This window comes from Thiocapsa bogorovii, assembly GCF_021228795.1.
GTDB classification, from domain to species: Bacteria; Pseudomonadota; Gammaproteobacteria; order Chromatiales; family Chromatiaceae; genus Thiocapsa; species Thiocapsa bogorovii.
In genome coordinates this window covers 4,974,004-4,994,883 of record NZ_CP089309.1, presented here as the reverse complement: position 1 = coordinate 4,994,883, position 20,880 = coordinate 4,974,004, and the positions used below count along the sequence as shown (strand labels likewise).

Here is a 20,880-nt window from a genome sequence, read left to right as displayed (position 1 = left end):
GCTCCGTCGACCCGCCGGGGAGAGGGGTCGTTGGCATGAGCCGAGTATCGATGAATCACCTCCGTCTTCAGAACACTCTTCTACGCGGATTCCGCCTTGTCCTCGGCTGGATCGGCGCGATGCTTTTCGTCTCGGCCTGGTATCTGGCTGCCCAGGCGGCCATGGATCTCCTGTTCGAGGTCAAGCCCGGCCCCGAGGCTTTCCGGGCCGACCTGATCGCGCACCTGATGATCGGCACGCTGCTCTACGGCATGTCGAGCAACCTCGTGCGCTTTGCACTGGCAACGGCTGCCCTGTTCACGGCGCTGACGCTCGGCAACGCGCTCAAGATGTCGATCCTGGGTGGCCCCTTGATGCCGGACGACTTCGTCGCGGCCAAGAACATGTTGCTGCTGCTCGAGGGATGGCCGCTCGCGGGGGCTGTCCTCATGGTCGCCGTCCCGACGATCCTGCTCTGGTGGACGATCGCCTGGCGTCGGCCTTGGTCCTGGATCAACCTCGGCGTCGTCGCGCTTGCCGTCGCTCTGCTCCTTGCCTTCCCCGAGCCTGCAAGCCATGCTCTGGACAAGCAGTTCGGCAACTCGGTTTGGAACCAAAGAGGCAACTTCGAGGCACGAGGTCTTCCGCTGCAACTCCTGCAGGAGGGCGTGCGCAGCCGCGCCCGGCGCGAGCCCCCTCCGACGCCCGGCGAGGTGCAAGACGCGCTCGCGCGGCTCGGCGCTACCGCACCGAAGGACCTGGTGAAGGTGGCGGGGACCGCTCTCCCCTCGCGGAACCTGCATATGATCGTGCTCGAATCCTTCTGGGATCCGATGCTGCTCGACGCATCCGGGCTCTCCGCGGATCCGATCGATCCCGCCTTCCGCGAGCTCTGGGCCGCCTCGGGACACGCCCATGCCCTCTCGCCTGTCTTCGGCGGCTACACTGCCAATACCGAGTTCGAGATCCTCTGCGGCTTCCCGGTTGAGCGCGACAACGTCTTCTTCGAGGGCGGACTGCGCAACGACGCACCCTGTCTGCCGCGCCATCTGGCGAGCGCCGGCTACCGGTCATTCGCATCCCACCCCAACGCGGCGTCCTTCTGGAATCGGGTCAACGCCTATCGCCGTATCGGATTCGAGACCTATTGGTCCGACGGCGATTTCGAGCTCGACGACATGAACAAGGGCTTCCTGAGCGATGCATCGCTCTATCGCCAGGTACTCGATCGCCTCGGACCTCAGCTGCAGGGACCCACGCCCGTCTTCAACTATGTCCTGACCTATTTCGGACATCTGCCGTACCCGCTCAATGCGCAACGCCCAAACGTCATCAGGGCAGCCGAGGGGCACGCGACGGTCGAGGCTTACGCCAATACGATGTACTACAAGTCACGCGAGCTGATGGACTTCCTGGGCGAGCTTCGGCAGCGCGATCCCGACGGTTTGATCGTCCTCTTCGGCGACCATCTCCCGGCACTCGGCAACCAGTTCGGCGGCTTCAGAGAATCGGGCCTTTTGGCGCCCAACCGAGCCGAGTTCAACGACGCGATGTTCCGCACCCTGGTCGCCACGCCCCTGATCCTGATCGACGGACAACGCGGCGTCGTGAAGACCGGCGACCTTCCCTTCTACCAACTCCCCGGACTGCTCCTAAGACTCTTGAGCGATACGCGCCCCTCGATGATGGCTCTGACCGCACCCGAGCCCGGGTCGCCGGCAGTCCGGCCGCTTCCCGGCTTGCACCTCATCAGCGACGGTGAAACGGCGACCATCTGTCGCGACTCCGAGAACCAACCCTCTGCCTGCGAGGCATCCACCTCCTGGCTCGCGGCCATCCGCATCCTCGCGCGCGACATCTTCGGCGGCGCCCAACATGCACTGCGCCGTCTTGAGCCCACACCGGGATTCCGGGCAGCCGCCAGCCTGCCGCCTTCAGATAAGCTCAAGCCCAAGCTCTGAGGCGTCCGATACCGGGCGAGTGATTCGACCGATCGCGAGGGCGGGAAAACGTGGGGGGATTTCCGGAAATGCGCATCGACGTCTTGCGCGATACTTTCGCGGAAAACGCCCTACCGCGTGGATGCGGGGCTTAAGCCGCCCGATCGATCGACGACATGACCCAAACCGAAGCCATCGAGGTCAACCGATGGCCTGGGAAACCCTCGCGCTCGCGTATGTCCAAATCTCGTTAGAATCATCCGCGCCGATCCCGCACATCGTCCTGGTGCCGCAGGCTGGCGCGCATCCTTGCAGATATCGGAGACGTCGACTTGAACTATACAGAGGTTATGGATGCGCTGGGCCGAGCCAGCCTGTTCGAGCTCTATCGTTTGAATGCAGCCATCAGCAACCAGCTCGACGACCCGAAGCGCGTCCGTGCCGTCAAGCAAGCACTGCGTGTCGGCCAGACGGTGCGTTGGTTCGACCACGTCGAGAATAGGCTGCTGGAGGCCAAGATGTTGCGGATCAACCGGAGCCGTGCGGAGATCGAGAATCTCGGCGACGCAAAGCGGTGGAGCATTCCCTTCTATCAGATCGATCTCGACGGCGAAGACGTGACGATCTCCGCACAGAAACGCCAAGCGGTCGATCGCAATCGTCTGAGCGTGGGCGACCGGGTCGCCTTCAAGGACCGCGACGGACAGGAGCGGTTCGGACAGGTTGTGAAGCTGAATACAAAGACCGCGTCGGTGCAGGTGGGCACCGTCCGCTGGCGGGTGGGCTACGGGCTCTTGGCGCCCGTGATCGACGGCGCTCTCGGCGACCTCGTCGACGATCCGTTGGCCCTGCCGGGCGTCTGGAGCCAGGTCGACCCATGACCCAAGAGGTCCGCATCGGTGTCGCCGGCATGAGTTGCGCCTCCTGCGTGGCGAGGGTGGAGCGCGCCATCGCCCGTGCTCCGGGCGTGGCATCGGCGACGGTCAACCTGGCGGCCGGGACCGCAGTTGTACGCTACGATCAGGCGACCGTGCCGGCCCTGCTCGATGCGGTGCGCGGCGCGGGTTACGAGCCCCGGGTCGAATCGATCACCTTCGGCGTCGGCGGCATGACCTGCGCGTCCTGTGTCGCACGCGTGGAACGGGCCATTCAAGCGGTGCCCGGCGTGATCGAGGCGACCGTCAACCTCGGCACTGAATCGGCGACCGTCGGCTATCTCCCGGCCTCGGTAAGTCCGGAGCGTATCGCCCAAGCGATCCGCGCGGCCGGGTACGAGCCCGCTACGCCCGAGCAACGGTCGGAGTCGGACGAGATGCGCAAGGCGCACGAGCTCGACCGACTCGCACGCGATCTGCGCGTCGCCGCGTCCCTGACCTTTCCGTTGCTGCTCATCAGCATGGGGCCGATGCTCCTGCCGGGACTCGATGCGCTCATGGCCAAGCTGGCACCGAAGGGCCTCTGGGCCTGGCTGGAGCTGGTACTGGCCACCCCGGTGCTCTTCTGGTCCGGGCGGCGCTTCCTCGTGCGCGGTCTGACCGAGCTTCGGCATCGCAGCCCCGGCATGGACAGCCTGGTCATGCTCGGCAGCGGCGCGGCCTATCTCTACTCGCTGCTGGCGCTGACCCTTCCGGGGATGCTTCCCGCCGGGACGGTCCATCTCTATTTCGAGGCCGCCGCGGTCATCGTGACCCTGATCCTGCTCGGGCGTTATCTCGAAGCGGTCGCCAAGGGACGAACCTCGCAGGCCATTCGACGTCTGGTGACCCTCCAGCCGAAGACCGCGCGCATCATCGGCCCGGACGGCGAGATCGAGGTCCCCGCCGACGCGGTCGTTCCGGGTGACGTCATCCAGGTGCGCCCGGGCGAGCGCATCCCGGTCGACGGCACCCTGACCGAGGGCGGCAGTCGGGTCGACGAATCCATGATCAGCGGCGAGCCGGTACCGGTGCGCAAGGATCCCGGAGACGCGGTCATCGGCGGCACACTCAATCAAACCGGATCCTTCCGCTACCGCGCGACCCGCGTCGGTGCCGAGACGGTGCTGGCGCAGATCATCCGGCTTGTCGAGGATGCCCAGTCCGGCAAACCGCCGATCCAGCGCGTCGCCGACCGGATCGCGGCCGTCTTCGTGCCCCTGGTCATGGTCGTCGCGCTCGTCACCTTCGCGGTCTGGCTCTGGCTGGGTCCGGAACCGGCCTTAAGCTATGCCTTCGTCGCCGCGGTCAGCGTGCTGCTGATCGCCTGCCCCTGCGCGATGGGGCTCGCGACGCCGACCGCCATCATGGTCGCGACCGGACGCGGCGCGGCCTTGGGGATCCTCGTGCGCAACGGTGCCGCGCTCGAGACGCTGGCCCGCGTAGACACCCTCGTCCTGGACAAGACCGGGACCTTGACCGAGGGCCGTCCGGCACTCGTCGCGCTCCACGCCTACGGTATGGAGAAGGACACGGCACTGGCGATGACGGCGGCCGTCGAGCATCACAGCGAGCATCCGATCGCCGCTGCCGTCGTTGGGAACGCCAAGGCACGGGAATTGACCCTGCCTGAGGTCACGCAGATCGAAGCCGAGCCCGGGTTCGGCATTCAGGGCCAAGTCGGCCAGCAACGGATCGCGGTCGGTGCGCGGCGCTGGATGGAGCGGATGGAGGTGTCTTTGGACGCCGCGAGCGAGGTCGCCGAGCGCCTCGGCGCGGAAGGCCAGACCCCGATCTATGTCGCGGCGGATGGACGCCTGATCGCGGTCCTTGCGGTCGCGGATCCCATCAAGGCCGGCAGCCAAGAGGCAATCGCCCAACTGCGTGCGCTCGGGCTCGAGGTCGGGATGCTGACCGGCGACGGGCGCCGGACCGCCGAGGCAATCGCTCGCCAAGTCGGCATCACGCGCGTCCTCGCCGAGGTGCTTCCGGCGGACAAGGCCGCCGAGGTCAAGCGTCTGCAAGCCGAGGGGCGTCGCGTCGCCTTCGTCGGGGACGGCATCAACGACGCCCCGGCCCTTGCGCAGGCGGATGTCGGCATCGCGATCGGCACGGGTACGGATATCGCGGTCGAAGCCGGCGAGGTCATCCTGATGCAGGGCGACCTGCGCGGCACGGCCGCCGCGATCGCGCTGGCGCGCAAGACACTTCGCACTATCCGCATCAACTTCTTCTGGGCTTACGCCTACAACGTCGCGCTCATCCCGCTCGCCGCCGGCGTCTTCTTCCCGCTCACCGGATGGCTCCTCAACCCCATGCTTGCCGCCGCCGCCATGAGCGTGTCGAGCCTCTTCGTCGTCACCAACAGCCTGCGGCTGCGGCGATTCGGTCAAGCCGCGCGGGACTCCCGCCAGCTTGCCGCCAAGTGATTGTGTCCTGTTGTGATCTCCCGGGAGAGCTCGGCGGACGTACTGCACAGTCGCCTGACCAGGGCAAAACAGCGGGCGTCTGCGCATTTTTTGGGCCTGTTTGGTCTAAACCATCCGCCAATTCACCAGCCTGGACCCTCGCTGCACCCGTGAACAGGGGTTGCCATGTCTTCACGGATGGATTCGAGCTCCCGGCGACAGACACCAGAAACGGCGTCTCCTGAATCGCCTCCCAGTCCTCTTCGGAGATCAAGACCGCATTGTTTCGCTTCCCGGAGATCCGCAGCGGCCGATGCGAAGATGCGACCTCGTCGATCAATCGATAGAGATTGGCACGCGCTTCGCGTGCCGTCATCGCTGTCACCACATTCCTCCAATGGGCTGACCAACAAAACGGAGTGATGTCGTACTCATGTCAAATCGGCTCGGCCACCTCGGACAGGATGCCGTTTCGCACCAATACACGATGGATCTTGCGAGCGGTCTTGGCTAGACGCGATAGGTCTCCAAGGCTTGGCCGGTCGCCCTCGGCGAGCCGCTGCTGCCAGGCATCCAGCTCTCCCTCCAGATAGTCCAACAGCTTCTGCGAGCAACCGGCGCAATCACCGCTGCAGACGCGCGCATCATCCGCGTCGAACGGGATCGCTGCGCGCACCTCGTCGATAAGGTGTCGCATGGCGGTTCGGGAGTCCGGTTTCACGATACTCTTGCGCTTCGAATGCGTAACCTGTCGTGGAGAGACGCCGGCACAGTCAGCCCGGGCCAACGTGTTAATCTTGGCCTTGGCCCTTCCGATCGAGCCCTCCTCCCGCGCCGTCGGGTCGAGCGTCCGTCGCAATTCCCGGTCATCAACTCAACGAGTATCGCTCGAACGCCATCGGCGGTCATTCGGGCGTCGAGAAACTGCTCTTGGGCGGCGCCGATTTCGCCCGGACTTTGCCATTTCACACCAGGATGTCTATGAAGATTCCAAAGCGTCTCGAACCCTTGGTCCGCGACGGTCTCATCGACGAGGTGATCCGTCCGCTCAAGAGCGGCAAGGAGGCCGCCGTCTATGTGGTGCATGCCGATGGCGCGGTGCGCTGCGCCAAGGTCTACAAGGAAGCAAATCAGCGGGGTTTTCACAAGCAGGTCTTATACAGCGAAGGCCGTAAGGTGCGAAACAGCCGGCAGGCGCGGGCGATGGCGAAAGGCTCGCGATACGGACGCCAACAGCAGGAGGACGTTTGGCAGAATACCGAGGTCGATGCACTTTACCGCTTGGCCGCTGCGGGTGTGCGTGTTCCAAAGCCTCACCTCTATGTCGAGGGCGTCTTGTTGATGGAGCTGGTCACCGACGACGAGGGCAATGCGGCGCCGCGGCTCAATGATCTGGACCTGACGGGCGAGGACGCGCTTCGGTACCACGGGATCCTTCTCAAGGATGTGGTGCGCATGCTCTGCAGCGGCATCGTGCACGGCGATCTCTCGGAATTCAACATCCTGGTCGATCAGGATGGTCCCGTGATCATCGATCTCCCGCAAGCGGTCGACGCGGCGGCCAACAACAATGCCGCGCGAATGCTGGAGCGCGATGTCGGGAACCTGGCGTCCTACTTCGGTCAATTCGCCCCGGAGCTGCTCTCGACGAGCTACGCGAAGGAGATCTGGTACATCTACGAAACCGGTGCCTTGACGCCCGAGATCACGTTGACCGGGCACTTCAAGGGCGCCAACAAGGAAGCCGACATCGAAAGCATCATGCGGGAAATCAACGATGCGCGCGAGAATGCGATCAGGCGTCGCCAAGGGCGCGAGGAGGCATGACCCGCGATTCGTACGGATCGACCTGGATCGGCGCATAGCGCCGGGAGAGTCGCGACACCGCCGGGGCGGTGTCGCATGCGCCACCCGAGAAAGGTCACGCCGGTGCCGGGTTCGCCCTGAACAACCGGCCAAGCCGTCCATGCACGCTATCGTGGATCGAGAGCAATGCCGGAATGACGAGCAGGACCAGCACGGTCGCAAAGCCAAGCCCGAATGCAATCGAGGTCGCCATCGGGATCAGGAACTGGGCCTGAACGGATTTCTCGAATAAGAGCGGCGTCAGGCCGGCGATCGTGGTCAGCGAGGTCAACAGCACGGCCCGCAGACGCTGGCAGGCGGCCTCGATGAGGGCATCGCGGCTGGCGACCCCTTGGTCGAGCTGCTCCTGATAGAACTTGACCAGGATGATCGAGTCGTTGATGACGATCCCGGACAGGCCGAACATCCCGAACAGCGAGAGAATGGTGACGTCGATCCCGATCAGCCAATGCCCGAAAAGCGCACCGGTCAAGCCGAACGGGATCGCAGCCATGACGACCAACGGCCATCCGTAGGACGAGAAGACCCAGGTCAGGATGATGTAGATCAGAATCAGGCCGAGCACCAAGCCCTTGCGCATGTCGCCCAGGGTCTCGCGTTGATCGGCAGAGCGCCCCTCGAAGGAGTAGCTGATCCCGTAGTTCGCGCCGAGTTCGGGCAGTGTCGAGGCGATCAGCCCTTCGATAATGGCACCGGCGTTGTTGACGTCGGAGTCGACGTCCGCCGAGACCTCCACCGCCAGCTTGCCCTCGGCATGACGCAGGATCTCGAAGCCGCGTTGCGAGCGCCATTGCGCGACCGTCGTCAGCGGCACCGAGGTGCCGTCGGGAAGACGGATGTTGATGCGCTCCAGCGTTCCGAGACGCTCACGCTCGGCCTTCGGGAGCTTGACGCGGACCTCGACCTCGTCGGCACCGTCCTGAAAAATCTGGACCAATTGTCCCTCGAAGGCGGTCCTCAGCTGGGTCCCCAAGTCCGCGACCGTGAGACCGAGCGCCTGTCCTGCGGGCGTGAGCGAGTAGATGATCTGCTCGCGCCCGAAGGCCATGTCGTCCTCGACCGCCGTCACGCCCGAGATCCCTTTCAGAACCTCGGAGATGTCCAGTGCCGCTGCCTTCAACGTTGCCGCATCCGCACCGAAGAGTCGGACCGTCAGGTCTCGACCGGGCGGGCCGGCTCGCCGCGAGGCGATCGTAAAGCCCTCGAGTCCGGCCGGAAGCTCGATGCGCTCCTGCCAGGCCCGGATGAACTCCTCGTTGCGCACCTCGCGAGCATCCGGCGCGACCAGCTCCACCTGCAAGGCGCCAAGCTGATCCGAGGAGGAGCCGCTACTGTCGCCTTTGGAGCCGTGCAACGCGATCGCCAGATTGACCAGCTTGCCCTGATCGAAGGCCCGTTCGGTTTCCCAAAGCGTCTCGTCGAGGTGCTCCAAGAGCGCATCGACCCGCGCGCGCGGCGTGCCGGCGACAAAGGTCGCGTTCGCCGTAACGATTTGACCTTCCGGTGTCGGGAAGAACACGAAACCCAAGCGCCCTCCGGCCAGGAGACCGATGGCGATCATCAAAGCCGCCACTGCGCTGGCGATGGTCGCGAAGCGATGGTGAACGGCGACCGTCACCAGGGGCCGAAACAGCCGGTCGCGAAAGTACTCGAAGCCTCGGTCCAAACGTGAACGCAGCGAGTCTGGCTTGACCTTGTGCGAGTGCACGAAGGCGCTGCGCAGATGCCCCGGCAGCACCAGCATGCTCTCCAGGAGCGAGGCGAGGATGACGGCGACGATCACCAAAGGAATGACGTTCAGGATGTTGCCGATGACCCCGCCAACCAACATCAGCGGGAGAAAGGCCGCGATGGTGGTCAGCGAGGACGCGACCACCGGCGCCAGCATCCGGCGGACCCCGCCCTCGGCCGCAAGGAGCGGATCCTCGCCCATCTGATGATGGGCCATCGCATCCTCGCCGACCACGATGGCATCGTCCACGATGATGCCCAGCGCCATGATCAGCGCGAAGAGGCTCATCATGTTGATGCTGCCGCCGGCGAGATAAAGGATGAAGAGGGTCGCCATGAAGGACACAGGGATACCCCAGGCGACCCAGAAGGCGACCCGACCGCTCAAGAACAAGAAGAGGATCGCCACGACCAAGATAAGACCGCCCGCCCCGTTGGTCACCAGCAACATGATGCGGTCGCGGATCAGCTCCCAGGAGGCGTCGTAGACGACCAGCTCGACGCCGGGCGGGAGCAGAGGTCGTGTCTCGGCCAGCCACTCGTCGAGCGCTTTGGCTGCTGCGAGCGAGTTGCCCGTCTCGGCCCGCTGCAGGATCATCTCGACCGCAGGACTTCCGTTCATCGAAAGACTTAGTGTCGAGTCACGCGGCACACGCTCGATCTCGGCGATATCGCCGAGCTGCAGATTCAATGTCTCCTCGGTCTTGATCGGGATCTGCGCGAACTCGAGCGCGTCACGACGCTTGTCCAGGCTGCGCAGCTCACGCGTAGCCTCGCCGCGACCGATCGCCCCGGCCGGTAGATCCCGGCTGAAGGCACCGACTCGCTCGCCGATCTGCGGCAGACCGAGGCCGAGCTCCTCGAGCTGCGCCTGGTCGACCTGGATGCTGATCTCTTCGAGCGGCAGCCCGCGAATCTCCACCTTGTCGATACCGTTTTCGAGCAGCTCGGACTCGAAGCGGCGCGCTAGATGTCGGAGCTCGTCCGGACGTTCGAGGCCGGTCAGGACCAGACGGGCGACGGACTCATAGCGCGTCACGAGCGCCACCTCGGGCTTCTCGGCGTCCTGCGGGAGGTTGCGGAAATCATCGACGAGGCGTCGCACCTGGTCCAGGGCCAACAAGGGGTCCACCCCTTCGTTGAACTCCAGCGTAATCGACGAAATGCCCTGCGTCGACGTGGAGGTCATCTTGCGTAGCTCATCAACCGAGCGCAGACGCTGCTCGAGCGGATTGGTGATACCGTCCTCGATATCCTCCGCGCTCGCGCCCGTCCAGACCACCCGCACCGTGACCAGGTCCAGGTCGAAGTTCGGGAAAAACTGTACGTTCAGGCGATCCAGCGCGAAGATCCCGCTCAGGATCATGATCGCCATCAGCAGGTTGGCCGCGACCTTGTGGTGGGCAAAGAGGCCGACGATGTCGTTTTGATGCCCCTTGACCACCTTCTCCTTGGCGGGTCTGCTGTTCGTCACTGCACCATCTCCACCCGCAGCCCGTCCACCGCGTTGGGCATATGGGTCACGATCAGGCGGTCTCCGGCAGCGAGATCGGGGGCCTGAACCAGAAGACGTTCCTCGCCCGCCTCCGTGAACCAGCTCCCGAGACTGCGCACGGGCACGCCCTTCATGCGGCCGTCGACGAGTTTGTAGACGCGATCACCGCCGTAGACGGCACCGAATGGGGCAGGCACCGCACCTTCCTGCGGCGGACGGTCCAGCCGCAACGCGATCATTTGCCCGGCACGCAGAAGACCCGCCTCGTCCTCGACATCGAAGAGTCCGTCGATTCCGCTCGCCGTCGCCTCGCCGGCGAGGCGTTCCAGGGAGAGTTGAAGGGTACGATCCCCGACTGTAGCCGTCGCCGGCAATCGTCCCTCGGCCTGCAGAGAGGCGGTCAGCTCCGCTTGAAAGGGCGCCGGGATTCGCGCTCGGACCTCCAGGCTGTCGATCGCATAGAGCGTCAGCAGGACATCGTCCTTGCGCACCTGATCACCCGCCGTGACCGAAACGTTGGCGATGATGGCATCGTAGGGCGCGACCACCGGTGCGCGCTCGAGCTCCAATGCGATCTCGGCGAGACGCGCCCGAGCGCTCGCCAGTTTTGCCTCGAGCGCCCGTTGGCGCGACGCGAAATCCGCGATACTCATCTCGCGGTTGCTCACGGCCAACGCTTGGCGGGCCAACTCCTGTTCGGCGACATCCAAATCGGTTTGGGAACCGACCCTCTGCTTCGTCAGCTGCGATGCGCGCTCGACGCCGTCTTGAGCGATGGCGAGCAGCTTGCGCTCCTGTTCGAGCGCGGCGAGATCGGTCTCGTGTCGGGTGCGCTCGCTCTCGACCTGGGCCTCGAGCTCGTCGATCTGGGCGCGAGCCTGTGCGAGCCGATAGCTGAAGTCACGGGGGTCAAGCTCCACCAGAAGCTGTCCTGCCTCCACACGATCGCCCTCGCGCACCAGCACCTGAGCAACGCGTGCTTGGGCCGACGCCGCCGCACGCAGAAGATCCGGCGTCTGGACACTCCCGTAGAGTTCAAGCCCTGGTGAAAGCCGGCGCGGCTCGACCGCCTCGGCCTCGACTCGCCAGACGCGCTCAACGATCTCCGCCGGCGGACGCTCGGGGCGGGTCTGCTTGAGGTACTGAAAGACTCCGAAACCGATGGCGAGGATCAGAACGGGCAACAAGAACTTGGTCAGGCGCTTCACGGTGACTCGCGGGGTGACTGCTAGGGTGGGTAGTGTCGGGGCGCGCCGCGCCCAAAGCAACTCGTCAGCCGCCCCCGCCGTAGTCGAAGGTGATCTCCTCGTCGATCGCGATCGCGCGACGAGCGTAAAGATCGAAGCCGTCGAATTCCGTATTCGGATCGTCGCTGTGGTTCAGCCAGCGCAGAAGGTTGCGACCCTCGCGAGCGGTGAGGACGTTCCCGTCGGCGTCGTAGGTCCAAAGCACATAGGTGCCGTCGCGGTCCACATCGGCGCCCTCGTAGGTTCCGATGAAGTCGCCGCTGCGAAACGCGATCTTCGCGAAACAGCCCTGACCGTGAATCGAGGACGGCCCGCGGTAGACACGCGTGCGCAGAAGCTCGTCGGCGGAGGAAGAGCGGCCCATCGCGGCCGTCGCCTTGTGGCGATGCGCTGAGTCAGCGGCGTTTGGCCTTGGCGAAGGCATCCGCCATGGTTCCGCCGCCCGGGGCCGCCGCGGGCGCAGGCGCCTTGGCGCGTGTCGCACCTCGCCGGTCCGACGCCGGGCGTGTCTCGGTTGTGCGGGCGGGCCGACCACTCGGCGGGGTGTGGACCCTCGGACTAGATCCTCGACCCGGCGAGCGGCTGTCGGAGGCATCGCCGGCCGCGCGCTCGGGCGCGACATCGCCCAAACGCATGCTGAGCGCGATCCGTTTTCGCACGAGATCGACCTCCATCACCTTCACCTTCACGAGGTCGCCGGACTTGACCACGGCATGCGGATCCTTCACGAAGCGATCGGCTAAGGCGGAGATGTGTACCAGACCGTCCTGATGGACCCCGACATCCACGAAGGCGCCAAAGTTGGTCACGTTGGTGACGGTGCCCTCTAGGACCATGTCGGGCTTCAGGTCCTTGAGTGTCTCCACGCCTTCCTTGAGCTGAGCGGTCTTGAACTCGGGACGCGGATCGCGACCGGGCTTCTCCAGCTCGGCGAGGATGTCCTTGACGGTCGGCAGACCGAATCGCTCGTCGATGAAACGGGCGGGATCGAGACGGCGCAAGGTCGTGCTGTCGCCGATCAGGGTCGTGATGGGTTTGCCAGTCTCCGCAAGGATGTTGCGCACCAACGGATAGGCCTCCGGATGAACCGCCGAGGCGTCCAGAGGCTCATCGCCATCGCGGACCCGCAGGAATCCCGCACTCTGCTGGAACGCCTTCTCGCCGAACCGCGGGACGGCCATCAGACGCTTGCGGTTGGGAAAGGCCCCGTTGGTCTCGCGGAACTGGACAATATTCTCGGCGAGGGTGCGGTTGAGCCCGGAGACCTGCGTCAAAAGCGGCACGGAAGCGGTGTTCAGATCCACCCCGACCGCGTTCACGCAGTCCTCGACCACGGTGTCCAGGGCGCGCGCGAGTCGGGGTTGGTTCACATCGTGCTGGTACTGCCCGACGCCGATCGCCTTGGGCTCGATCTTCACCAGCTCGGCGAGCGGATCCTGGAGCCGGCGTGCGATCGAGACCGCGCCGCGCAGCGAGACATCCAGCTCGGGCAGCTCCTTGGAGGCGAATTCGGAGGCCGAATAGACCGAGGCGCCGGCCTCGCTCACGACGAGCGAGCGCAGACCGAGCTCCGGATGCCTCTGAATCAGCTCGCGCACCAGCCGGTCGGTCTCGCGCGAGCCGGTCCCGTTGCCGATGCTCACGAGCTTCACCCCGTGCTCCTTCGCCAACAGGGCGAGACGCGCGATCGAGGCATCCCATTGGTTCTTCGGCACATGGGGATAGATCGTGTCAGTCGCCGCGACACGCCCGGTGCCGTCGACGATGGCGACCTTCACCCCGGTGCGCAATCCGGGATCCAGCCCGAGCGTCGGAAGCCGGCCCGCCGGGGCGGCCAACAGAAGCGCCTTGAGGTTGAGCCCGAAGACGCGGATCGCCTCCTCTTCGGCCGCCTCCAGCATGCGCCCCTTGAGCTCCAGGTCGAGCCGTGTCAGCAGCTTGATCCGCCATGTCTTGCGGACCGTCTCGATCAGCCACTCGTCGGCCGGGCGCCCCGCCTGACGGACCCCGAAGCGCGAGGCGATCAGACCGCGACAGGCGGCATCCGGATCATCGCCCTCCCCGGCCAACAGCTCCAGGTGCAAGACGCCTTGGTTGCGCCCGCGAAACAAGGCGAGCGCGCGGTGCGACGGGACGCGCGCGAGGGGCTCGCGATAGTCGAAATAATCCGAGAACTTATTGCCCTCTTCTTCCTTGCCCGCCATGACCTTGGAGACCAGAATGCCCTTCTCCCAGAGGTGATCGCGCAGACGCCCGGTCAGCTCCGGATCCTCGGCAAAACGCTCCATCAGGATCTGACGCGCACCCTCCAGGGCAGCGGCGATGTCCTCGACCCCCTTGGTCGAATCCACATACAACGCCGCGCTTGATTCAGGCGACTCGCTCGGATCCGCGAGCAGCACATCGGCCAAGGGCTCGAGCCCCGCCTCGCGCGCGATCTGGGCCTTGGTACGCCGCTTGGGCTTGAAGGGCAGGTAGAGGTCTTCGAGGCGCTGTTTGGTCTCGGCGCCGACGATCTCGGCTTGGAGCTCCGGCGTCAGCTTGCCCTGCTCCTCGATGCTCTTGAGCACGGTCGCGCGACGCTCGTTCAAATCGCGCAGATAAACCAGGCGCTCTTCGAGCAAGCGCAGCTGGATATCGTCCAGCCCTCCGGTCGCCTCTTTGCGATAGCGCGCGATAAAGGGCACGGTCGCGCCCTCGTCGAGCAGTCGGATGGCGGCCTCGACCTGCTCGGGTCGAGCGGCAAGCTCCTGACTGAGGGTCCGGGTGATGTCGGTCATGCGCGATGGGTTCCGATGCGGCGGATCTGGATGGATGGCTGCGGGAGCATACACCCCCGACAGGACGCGCGCAGAGGCTCAGGGCGTCGGCAGTCGGCAGGCATCGCCGTAGACGGCCATAATCTGCTTGAGCTCGCGAAGCAAGGCGCGTCGCTCCTCCTCGCTCAGATCGCGCGTCTCGGGCAGTTGCGCCCCTGCCTCCAGGGCGGCGATGTCTTGCCTGACCTGGCTGCAACCCTTGCGGCACACCGCCTCGATGCGCGCATCCACACGACACTGCTCAAGAGTCTGCACAGCCCTGGCCTCCGGCGTTGAGCAAGATGGCCCGACACGCGCGCCTCCTCTGGATCGTCATCTTACCGACCAAGAGCGATGCACCCTGTTTGCCGGGAGTTTGTCGATTATAGGAAGATGACGATGGAGGTCACAACGCATGTCGATCCAAAGACAGGATGAAGACGGGGCAATGGCGGCTCCGCCGACGATCGATTGGGCCGCCGGGCCGATCCGTTGCGCGATCCGATCGGGTGAGATCCATCTGTGGCGGATCCGCACCGACGCAACGGGGATCGAGCTCGCGCACGGGCTGAGCCTGCTCGGTGCACGCCAGCGCACGCGCGCTGCGCGGATGCGCCATCAGCCCTATCGGGAGCGCTATGTGCGCGCCCACGCCGGACTTCGCGAGATCCTCTCGCGGTATCTCGAGGAGCCGCCGGAATCGCTGCGCTTCGCATACGGTCCGGCCGGCAAACCTGCGCTTGCCTCTCCAGCGGTGCCGCTCTCCTTCAATCTTACGACCACCGGCGATCTGGCCTTGGTGGCCGTGTGCTCCGGGGTCGGATCAAGCACCGATCTCGGTGTGGACTGCGAGTGGATCCGCCCCCGGCATAGCATCGAGGCGGTGGCGGAACGCATGTTCGCACCCGAGGCGGTCCGAGACATCGCATCGGCTCCGCAACATGAGCGCCTCGCCCGTTTCTACCGTGCCTGGACCGCACTCGAGGCGGATGCCAAGGCCGACGGGCGCGGTCTCTTCCGGCCCCGACCCGCCGGCGCACAGCCGCCGGCCGTTCTGCATTGCATCCCGGAGACGGGTTATATCGCCGCAGTCGCAAGCCCGAAACTGCCGCCGGTGTCGGACTGGACGACATTCGATTTGTTGCCGCGGGCATGATCGGTCAATGAGGCCGCAGCGTAAAGGCCGTCACGCCGCGTATAATCCGACCCTTCAATCCCAAGGAGCGCCGTTCGTTGGAAACCATTCAGATTGTCTTGCTCGCACTGGTTCAGGGCATTACGGAGTTCTTGCCGATATCGAGCTCGGGACATCTGATCCTGACACCGCTGCTGTTCGGCTACGAGCTGCAGAGTCTCGCCTTCGATGTCGCGCTGCATCTCGGCACGCTTGCCGCGGTGATGCTCTATTTCAGACGCGAGATCGCGACCATGACGATCGCTGTGTTGCAATCGCTGCGGACACGAAGATTCGACGCGCCCGATGCCCGCCTCGGCTGGATGATCATCCTCGCTACCCTGCCGGTGATCCTGCTCGGCCTGCCGCTGAAATCGGTTCTCGAGGTTCTGCGTGACGACCCGACCTTGGTGGCATTGGTCGTCGCGGCCACCAGCATCGGATTCGGGTTGCTGCTGTGGTGGGCGGACATCAGCGGAAAACGCGCTCGCGACGAATACAGCGTCGGCTGGAGGGCGGCCCTGTTCGTCGGCGTCATGCAGGCGATCGCGATCATTCCCGGGACGTCACGCTCGGGCATCACCATCACGGCGGCGCTCATGCTCGGGCTGACCCGCAAGGCGGCCTCGCGCTTCTCGTTCCTCCTCGCGATCCCGACCATCATCATGGCGGGCGGTCTCGAAACGCTCGATCTGGTGCAGGCCGGAGAGCCGGTCGACTGGATGTCCCTGTTGCTCGGAGCGGTCCTTTCATTCGTTTTCGCCTACCTGACCATTCACTACTTCCTGAAATTCATCGAGCGCATCAGCATGCTACCCTTCGTGATCTACCGAATCCTGCTGGGCGCCGTCATCCTGATGCTGGTGTGGTGATCCGCGACGAGTCTCGACGCCGAAATTGCGATGACCTCGACCTCCCGGATCGCCAACCTGCATCCAGTCCTAGACCGCTACGGACTCGCAGTGCGGTTTGTCGCCTGCATGGCTCAAGGATTCGTGATCCCGCTTCCGGACAGACCCTTTCGATCGCCTGCGCGCGCGTGGCCGGCACCGGGAAGATGGACATCATGGCCGTTCTGATCGTCGCGTGGACCGCAACCCCGCTCGGCGACATCATCGGCTAACGGATGCGCCGCGCTCTCGCAGCCGCCGCAGTGCGCCCGGCGCGCGCGGCCTTGACCGACCAACACGCAACGGGGGGTGGAATCATGGTCAATCCCCGGCCATCGGAAGCGACCAGGATGGCGCGACCGGACTACGACGGCGGCTCCATCCTCAATCTGATGAGCAGCATCATTCAGGCCCGCGGCGGGCGATCCGACGCCCCGAGCCTGCGCGATCTGCCGACGGACGAGCTGGCACAAGCCACCAATCTCATTCTGCTGGTCATCGACGGGCTCGGCGCCGATTGGCTCGCCAGGCGATCACCGGACGGAATTCTGAGCCGAGCCCGGCGCGCGACTCTCACCTCGGTCTTTCCCTCGACGACGGCGGCTGCGATCCCGACCTTTCTGACCGGCGAGGCGCCGCTCGTACACGGGCTAACCGGCTGGCATACCTATCTGGGCGAGCTCGGATGCGTGATGACGGTGCTGCCCGGCACGCCCCGCTTCGGCGGCGTGCCCTATCGGCAGGCCGGCATCGATCCGGTCAAACTCTTCGGGACTACACCCGTGTCCGATCGGATCACCACCCGCAGCGTCCTGGTGTCGCCGGCACATATCGCCCGCTCCGACTTCAACCGCGCCCATCTGGGACGCGGCGAGTTGGTGGTCTTCAAGGGATTGCGCGACATGTTCACTCGGACCGCCGGGGTTCTGCGCGGTTGGGGGCGACGCCGTGAGCCCAAATATCTCTATCTGTACTGGCCAGGACTGGACGCCATCGGTCACGAGCATGGGATGGAGAGCCCAGCCGCGCAGGCACACCTGCTCGCGATCGAGCAGGAGATCGCGACCTTCATGCATGACATCACCGACACGGACAGCCTGCTGTTGATCAGCGCGGATCACGGCCAATTGGATACCTCTGCCGCGGATGCGATCGACCTCGCCGATCATCCCGAGCTCGAAAGCCACCTCTTACTTCCGCTGTGCGGCGAGCCGCGTGCGGCTTTTTGCTATTTGCGCTCCGGCCATGCGGACGCCTTTCGCGCTTATTGCAGCGATGTCTTGGTGAACCGAGTCGACTTGGTGGCGAGCGAACAGCTCGTCGAGGAGGGGCTTTTCGGCACCGGGAGGCAGCATGTGCGCTTCATGGAGCGTGTCGGGGATGTCTGTCTGCTTCCGAAGGCCAACGGTGTGATTCGACAGTGGCTGCCTTTCGAGCAGCCACATCAGCAGATCGGGGTTCACGGAGGGCTCAGCGAGGCCGAGCTTCGAGTCCCCTTGTGTCTATTGAGGACCTGACGGCGGCTGCGGTCACATCAAACCGAGCTGGAGGCGTGCCTCGTCGCTCATGTGTGCCTGACTCCACGGCGGATCCCACACCAGCTCGACCTGAACCTGACCCACACCCTCGACCTTCGAGACTGCATCCTTGACCATGATCGGCATCATGCCGGCAACCGGGCAGGCCGGCGCGGTCAGCGTCATGTCGATTGAGACGTCGCCGACCGGCGAGATGTCGACTCGATAGATCAGACCCAAGTCATAGATGTTGATGGGGATCTCGGGATCCTGCACCGTGCGAAGCGCCTCGATAATCGGATCCCTGAGCTCCTCGGCGTTCATCTGCTCGACGGGAACGTCCTCCGTGAGAACGGCCGTGTTCGCATTGTCCTCGTCATGCTTACCGAAGCCGGCGAAGCGGGCCAGTCTGTTCATGCTCGACCTCTTGACTACAATTTTCAGTTGGACCGCGTCGGGCGCGACATGAGATGTCTTCGATCGGCTCGACCCTTGTCGAGCCGACGCCTCCGGAGCGGACGCGGTTCAAGTCATTAAGTTCTCGGACTCTGAACCGCAACGACTCAAGTTCTCCCGGAGTCCGTACCGATGCCCTCTTCGGATCATTTCTCGAAAAACACCCTGAACCCCGCCTGAGTGAACCCCGTCTTAGGTCAGGGGAGCGGTTTCGAGCCGTCGCCCGACCTCCTCCGACACCGCTTCGCGCAGTGCATCGCTGTGCAGAGCATCGATGATCTCCTCGGCGAATCCCAAACACAGCATGCGACGTGCAAGCGGCGCGGAGATGCCGCGCGATCGCAGATAAAACAGCTTCTCGGGTTCGATTTGGCCAACCGTCGTGCCGTGGCTGCATTTCACATCGTCGGCGTTGATCTCGAGCTGCGGCTTGGTATCGACCTCGGCGTTCTCGGACAGCATGAGGTTCTTGTTGGACATGGCCGCGTCGGTCTTCTGCGCATCCTTTGCCACCACAACCCGACCGTCAAAGACCGCTCGACCCTTGCCGTAGAGGATGCCCTTGAAGGTCTCGCGGCTCGAACACGCCGGAACCGCGTGATCCACGTCGATGTGGTAGTCGATTAATTGACGATCGCCCGCGAGATAGAGTCCCTGAAGGTCGCATTCGGCGTGCTGCCCACTGAAGCGGGTCACCAGATCGGTGCGCGCCCAGGCTCCACCCAGACCGATGTTGACGCCGACATAACGACTATTGGCGTCTTGGTTCAGGTAGAGGCCCGTGATGTGGAAGGCGTTCGGGCTCTCGATCTGGATGCGGTCGTGCTTCAGCACGGCGTCTCGACCCAGCGATAGTTCCAGGACCGAGTTGGTGCAGTAGAGTGACTCCCCGAGGCTCACATAACGCTCGATCAGTGTCGCCTGCGCACCGTCGGCAAGCGAAACCAGGTGACGGGGTTGTGCAACGCGCGGCTCGTCCATCCCGACGGAGAGATGGATCAGCTCGATCGGGCGCTCGAGGATCGCACCTCGGTCGAGCAAGACCACGAGCCCGTCGTCCAGACCCGCCGTGTTGAGTGCCGCAAACAACGGCTGGCTCTCGCCGGCTACGCCGTTGAGACGCTCTCGCAGGGCGTCCGGATCGCTTGCGAGCAGGGCCCGCAGACCGGTCACGCGAACACCACGCGGGAGGTCGCCGAGTGCCGACAACGACGGCGTATAGCGTCCGTTCACCATCACGACACGATGGCTGTCCAACTCGGGGATCAGCAGCTCCTCAATGTCGATCAGCTGCAGCGCCGTGACCTCGTCCTCGACCCGAGCGAACCCCTGCTCGATCAGTCGCTTCAGACTGGTGTAGCGCCACGCTTCCTGCTTGGTGCCCGGAACGCCTTGCTCGCGCACTTGGTCCAGGGCGTTGCGCCGATGCGCCTCAAGCCAATCGAGCCCGGCACCGATCTCACCGTCCGTCCGGGCGGATAGCCAGGTGTCGAAACTGGTGGACGCTGCGCCATTCATGCCGCCTGCTCCTGCTCGAGGATCCAGCCGTATCCCTTCTCCTCAAGCTCCAGAGCCAGCTCCTTGCCGCCGGAGCGGATGATCCGGCCTTTCGCAAGGACATGGACACGATCGGGCTCGATGTAGTCGAGCAAACGCTGATAGTGGGTGACGACGATCATCGAGCGATCGGGGCTGCGCAGCGCATTCACGCCGTCGGCCACCACGCGAAGCGCGTCGATGTCCAGCCCGGAATCGGTCTCGTCCAGGATCGCAAGCTTGGGCTCGAGCAGTGCCATCTGGAAGATCTCGTTGCGCTTCTTCTCCCCGCCGGAGAATCCGGCGTTGACTGCGCGCTTCAGCAAAGAGTCGTTCAGATGCAGGATCTTCAGCTTCTCCTTGATGAGACGCAGAAACGACACCGCATCCAACTCGCTCTCGCCGCGGGCCTTGCGGATGCTGTTGAGCGCCGCCTTGAGGAAATAGGTGTTGTTGACGCCGGGCAGCTCGACCGGATACTGAAAGGCCAGGAAGACGCCTAGATGCGCGCGCTCCTCAGGCTCGAGCGCAAGCAGATCCTGCCCCTCGAAGGTGACCGAGCCGGCCGTGACCTCGTAACCCTCGCGTCCCGACAGGACATGCGAGAAGGTGCTCTTACCCGAACCGTTCGGACCCATAATGGCGTGGATCTCGCCGGGACCGACCTCCAGATCGAGCCCCGTGAGGATCTCGTTCTCACCGACATTGGCCCGCAGGCCCTTGACAGACAACATCATAAGTCTCCTGATCGATCGCGTCCGGCAGGCCATGCTCAATTCTCTGATTGGATCGAGCTGAGGGTCGAAGAGTCAACATCCGAGCTGACGCGATCGATATGTTTAATCTCGTTTTAAAGACTTGAACCCCGTCGCGCGAAGTGCGTCTATCGCTGCGAGACCGAGCGCGTGTGCCGATTCCGCATGATTATC

16 protein-coding genes and 1 pseudogene are annotated in these 20,880 nt (G+C 64.5%); 7 read left to right on the top strand and 10 right to left on the bottom strand.

Annotated elements, in window-relative coordinates; genetic code table 11:
• Window positions 1–50 precede the first annotated feature (50 nt).
• The 3 genes from LT988_RS22225 to LT988_RS22215 all read left to right on the top strand — a co-directional run bounded on the left by LT988_RS22225 (window position 51) and on the right by LT988_RS22215 (window position 5,262).
• The gene (locus LT988_RS22225; protein WP_232407690.1) at window positions 51–1,940 is read left to right on the top strand and encodes an LTA synthase family protein; all 1,890 of its coding nucleotides are present in this window, start codon (window positions 51–53) and stop codon (window positions 1,938–1,940) included.
• Between the two features lie 311 nt (window positions 1,941–2,251).
• Window positions 2,252–2,800 (top strand): hypothetical protein, encoded by a 549-nt coding sequence (locus LT988_RS22220; protein WP_232407689.1) that lies wholly within the window; start codon window positions 2,252–2,254, stop codon window positions 2,798–2,800.
• The gene (locus tag LT988_RS22215; RefSeq protein ID WP_232407688.1) at window positions 2,797–5,262 is read left to right on the top strand and encodes a heavy metal translocating P-type ATPase; all 2,466 of its coding nucleotides are present in this window, start codon (window positions 2,797–2,799) and stop codon (window positions 5,260–5,262) included. The genes LT988_RS22220 and LT988_RS22215 overlap by 4 nt, the downstream gene beginning before the upstream one ends.
• Before the next feature lie 122 nt (window positions 5,263–5,384).
• Here LT988_RS22215 and LT988_RS22210 read toward each other — a convergent pair.
• Both LT988_RS22210 and LT988_RS22205 read right to left on the bottom strand, forming a co-directional pair.
• Window positions 5,385–5,626: pseudogene (locus LT988_RS22210) on the bottom strand (type II toxin-antitoxin system Phd/YefM family antitoxin).
• Window positions 5,627–5,677: 51 nt separating this feature from the next.
• On the bottom strand, window positions 5,678–5,938 hold the full coding sequence (locus LT988_RS22205; protein ID WP_232407687.1) for a hypothetical protein: 261 nt from the start codon (window positions 5,936–5,938) through the stop codon (window positions 5,678–5,680).
• Window positions 5,939–6,222: 284 nt separating this feature from the next.
• On the opposite strand from LT988_RS22205, the gene LT988_RS22200 reads away from it, so the two are divergent.
• Entirely contained in the window at window positions 6,223–7,068 is an 846-nt protein-coding gene (locus LT988_RS22200) for a PA4780 family RIO1-like protein kinase (protein ID WP_232407686.1), read from the top strand.
• Window positions 7,069–7,162: 94 nt separating this feature from the next.
• Here LT988_RS22200 and LT988_RS22195 read toward each other — a convergent pair whose 3' ends face one another.
• The 5 genes from LT988_RS22195 to LT988_RS22175 all read right to left on the bottom strand — a co-directional run bounded on the left by LT988_RS22195 (window position 7,163) and on the right by LT988_RS22175 (window position 14,654).
• Complete coding sequence (locus LT988_RS22195) at window positions 7,163–10,312, bottom strand: efflux RND transporter permease subunit (RefSeq protein ID WP_232407685.1); 3,150 nt, start codon at window positions 10,310–10,312, stop codon at window positions 7,163–7,165.
• Entirely contained in the window at window positions 10,309–11,541 is a 1,233-nt protein-coding gene (locus tag LT988_RS22190; RefSeq protein WP_232407684.1) for an efflux RND transporter periplasmic adaptor subunit, read from the bottom strand. Before LT988_RS22190 ends, LT988_RS22195 begins: the two co-directional genes overlap by 4 nt.
• Window positions 11,542–11,605: 64 nt before the next feature.
• Window positions 11,606–11,944, bottom strand: a complete 339-nt coding sequence (locus LT988_RS22185) for an SET domain-containing protein (protein WP_232407683.1) — start codon at window positions 11,942–11,944, stop codon at window positions 11,606–11,608.
• A gap of 31 nt (window positions 11,945–11,975) precedes the next feature.
• Window positions 11,976–14,360 (bottom strand): Tex family protein, encoded by a 2,385-nt coding sequence (locus LT988_RS22180; protein ID WP_232407681.1) that lies wholly within the window; start codon window positions 14,358–14,360, stop codon window positions 11,976–11,978.
• Between the two features lie 78 nt (window positions 14,361–14,438).
• Entirely contained in the window at window positions 14,439–14,654 is a 216-nt protein-coding gene (locus tag LT988_RS22175; RefSeq protein ID WP_232407679.1) for a hypothetical protein, read from the bottom strand.
• Between the two features lie 139 nt (window positions 14,655–14,793).
• Between LT988_RS22175 and LT988_RS22170 the strand changes: the two genes are divergently transcribed.
• The 3 genes from LT988_RS22170 (at window position 14,794) to LT988_RS22160 (ending at window position 17,959) form a co-directional block, all read left to right on the top strand.
• Window positions 14,794–15,534, top strand: a complete 741-nt coding sequence (locus tag LT988_RS22170) for a 4'-phosphopantetheinyl transferase family protein (protein ID WP_232407678.1) — start codon at window positions 14,794–14,796, stop codon at window positions 15,532–15,534.
• Window positions 15,535–15,611: 77 nt separating this feature from the next.
• Complete coding sequence (locus LT988_RS22165) at window positions 15,612–16,424, top strand: undecaprenyl-diphosphate phosphatase (protein WP_232407677.1); 813 nt, start codon at window positions 15,612–15,614, stop codon at window positions 16,422–16,424.
• A gap of 368 nt (window positions 16,425–16,792) precedes the next feature.
• Complete coding sequence (locus LT988_RS22160; RefSeq protein ID WP_232407676.1) at window positions 16,793–17,959, top strand: alkaline phosphatase family protein; 1,167 nt, start codon at window positions 16,793–16,795, stop codon at window positions 17,957–17,959.
• 12 nt (window positions 17,960–17,971) lie between these two features.
• Here LT988_RS22160 and LT988_RS22155 read toward each other — a convergent pair whose 3' ends face one another.
• The 3 genes from LT988_RS22155 to sufC all read right to left on the bottom strand — a co-directional run bounded on the left by LT988_RS22155 (window position 17,972) and on the right by sufC (window position 20,685).
• Window positions 17,972–18,376 (bottom strand): SUF system Fe-S cluster assembly protein, encoded by a 405-nt coding sequence (locus LT988_RS22155; RefSeq protein ID WP_232407674.1) that lies wholly within the window; start codon window positions 18,374–18,376, stop codon window positions 17,972–17,974.
• A gap of 231 nt (window positions 18,377–18,607) precedes the next feature.
• Entirely contained in the window at window positions 18,608–19,933 is a 1,326-nt protein-coding gene (gene sufD / locus LT988_RS22150) for a Fe-S cluster assembly protein SufD (RefSeq protein ID WP_232407673.1), read from the bottom strand.
• Complete coding sequence (gene sufC / locus LT988_RS22145) at window positions 19,930–20,685, bottom strand: Fe-S cluster assembly ATPase SufC (protein ID WP_232410634.1); 756 nt, start codon at window positions 20,683–20,685, stop codon at window positions 19,930–19,932. Before sufC ends, sufD begins: the two co-directional genes overlap by 4 nt.
• Window positions 20,686–20,880: the final 195 nt, after the last annotated feature.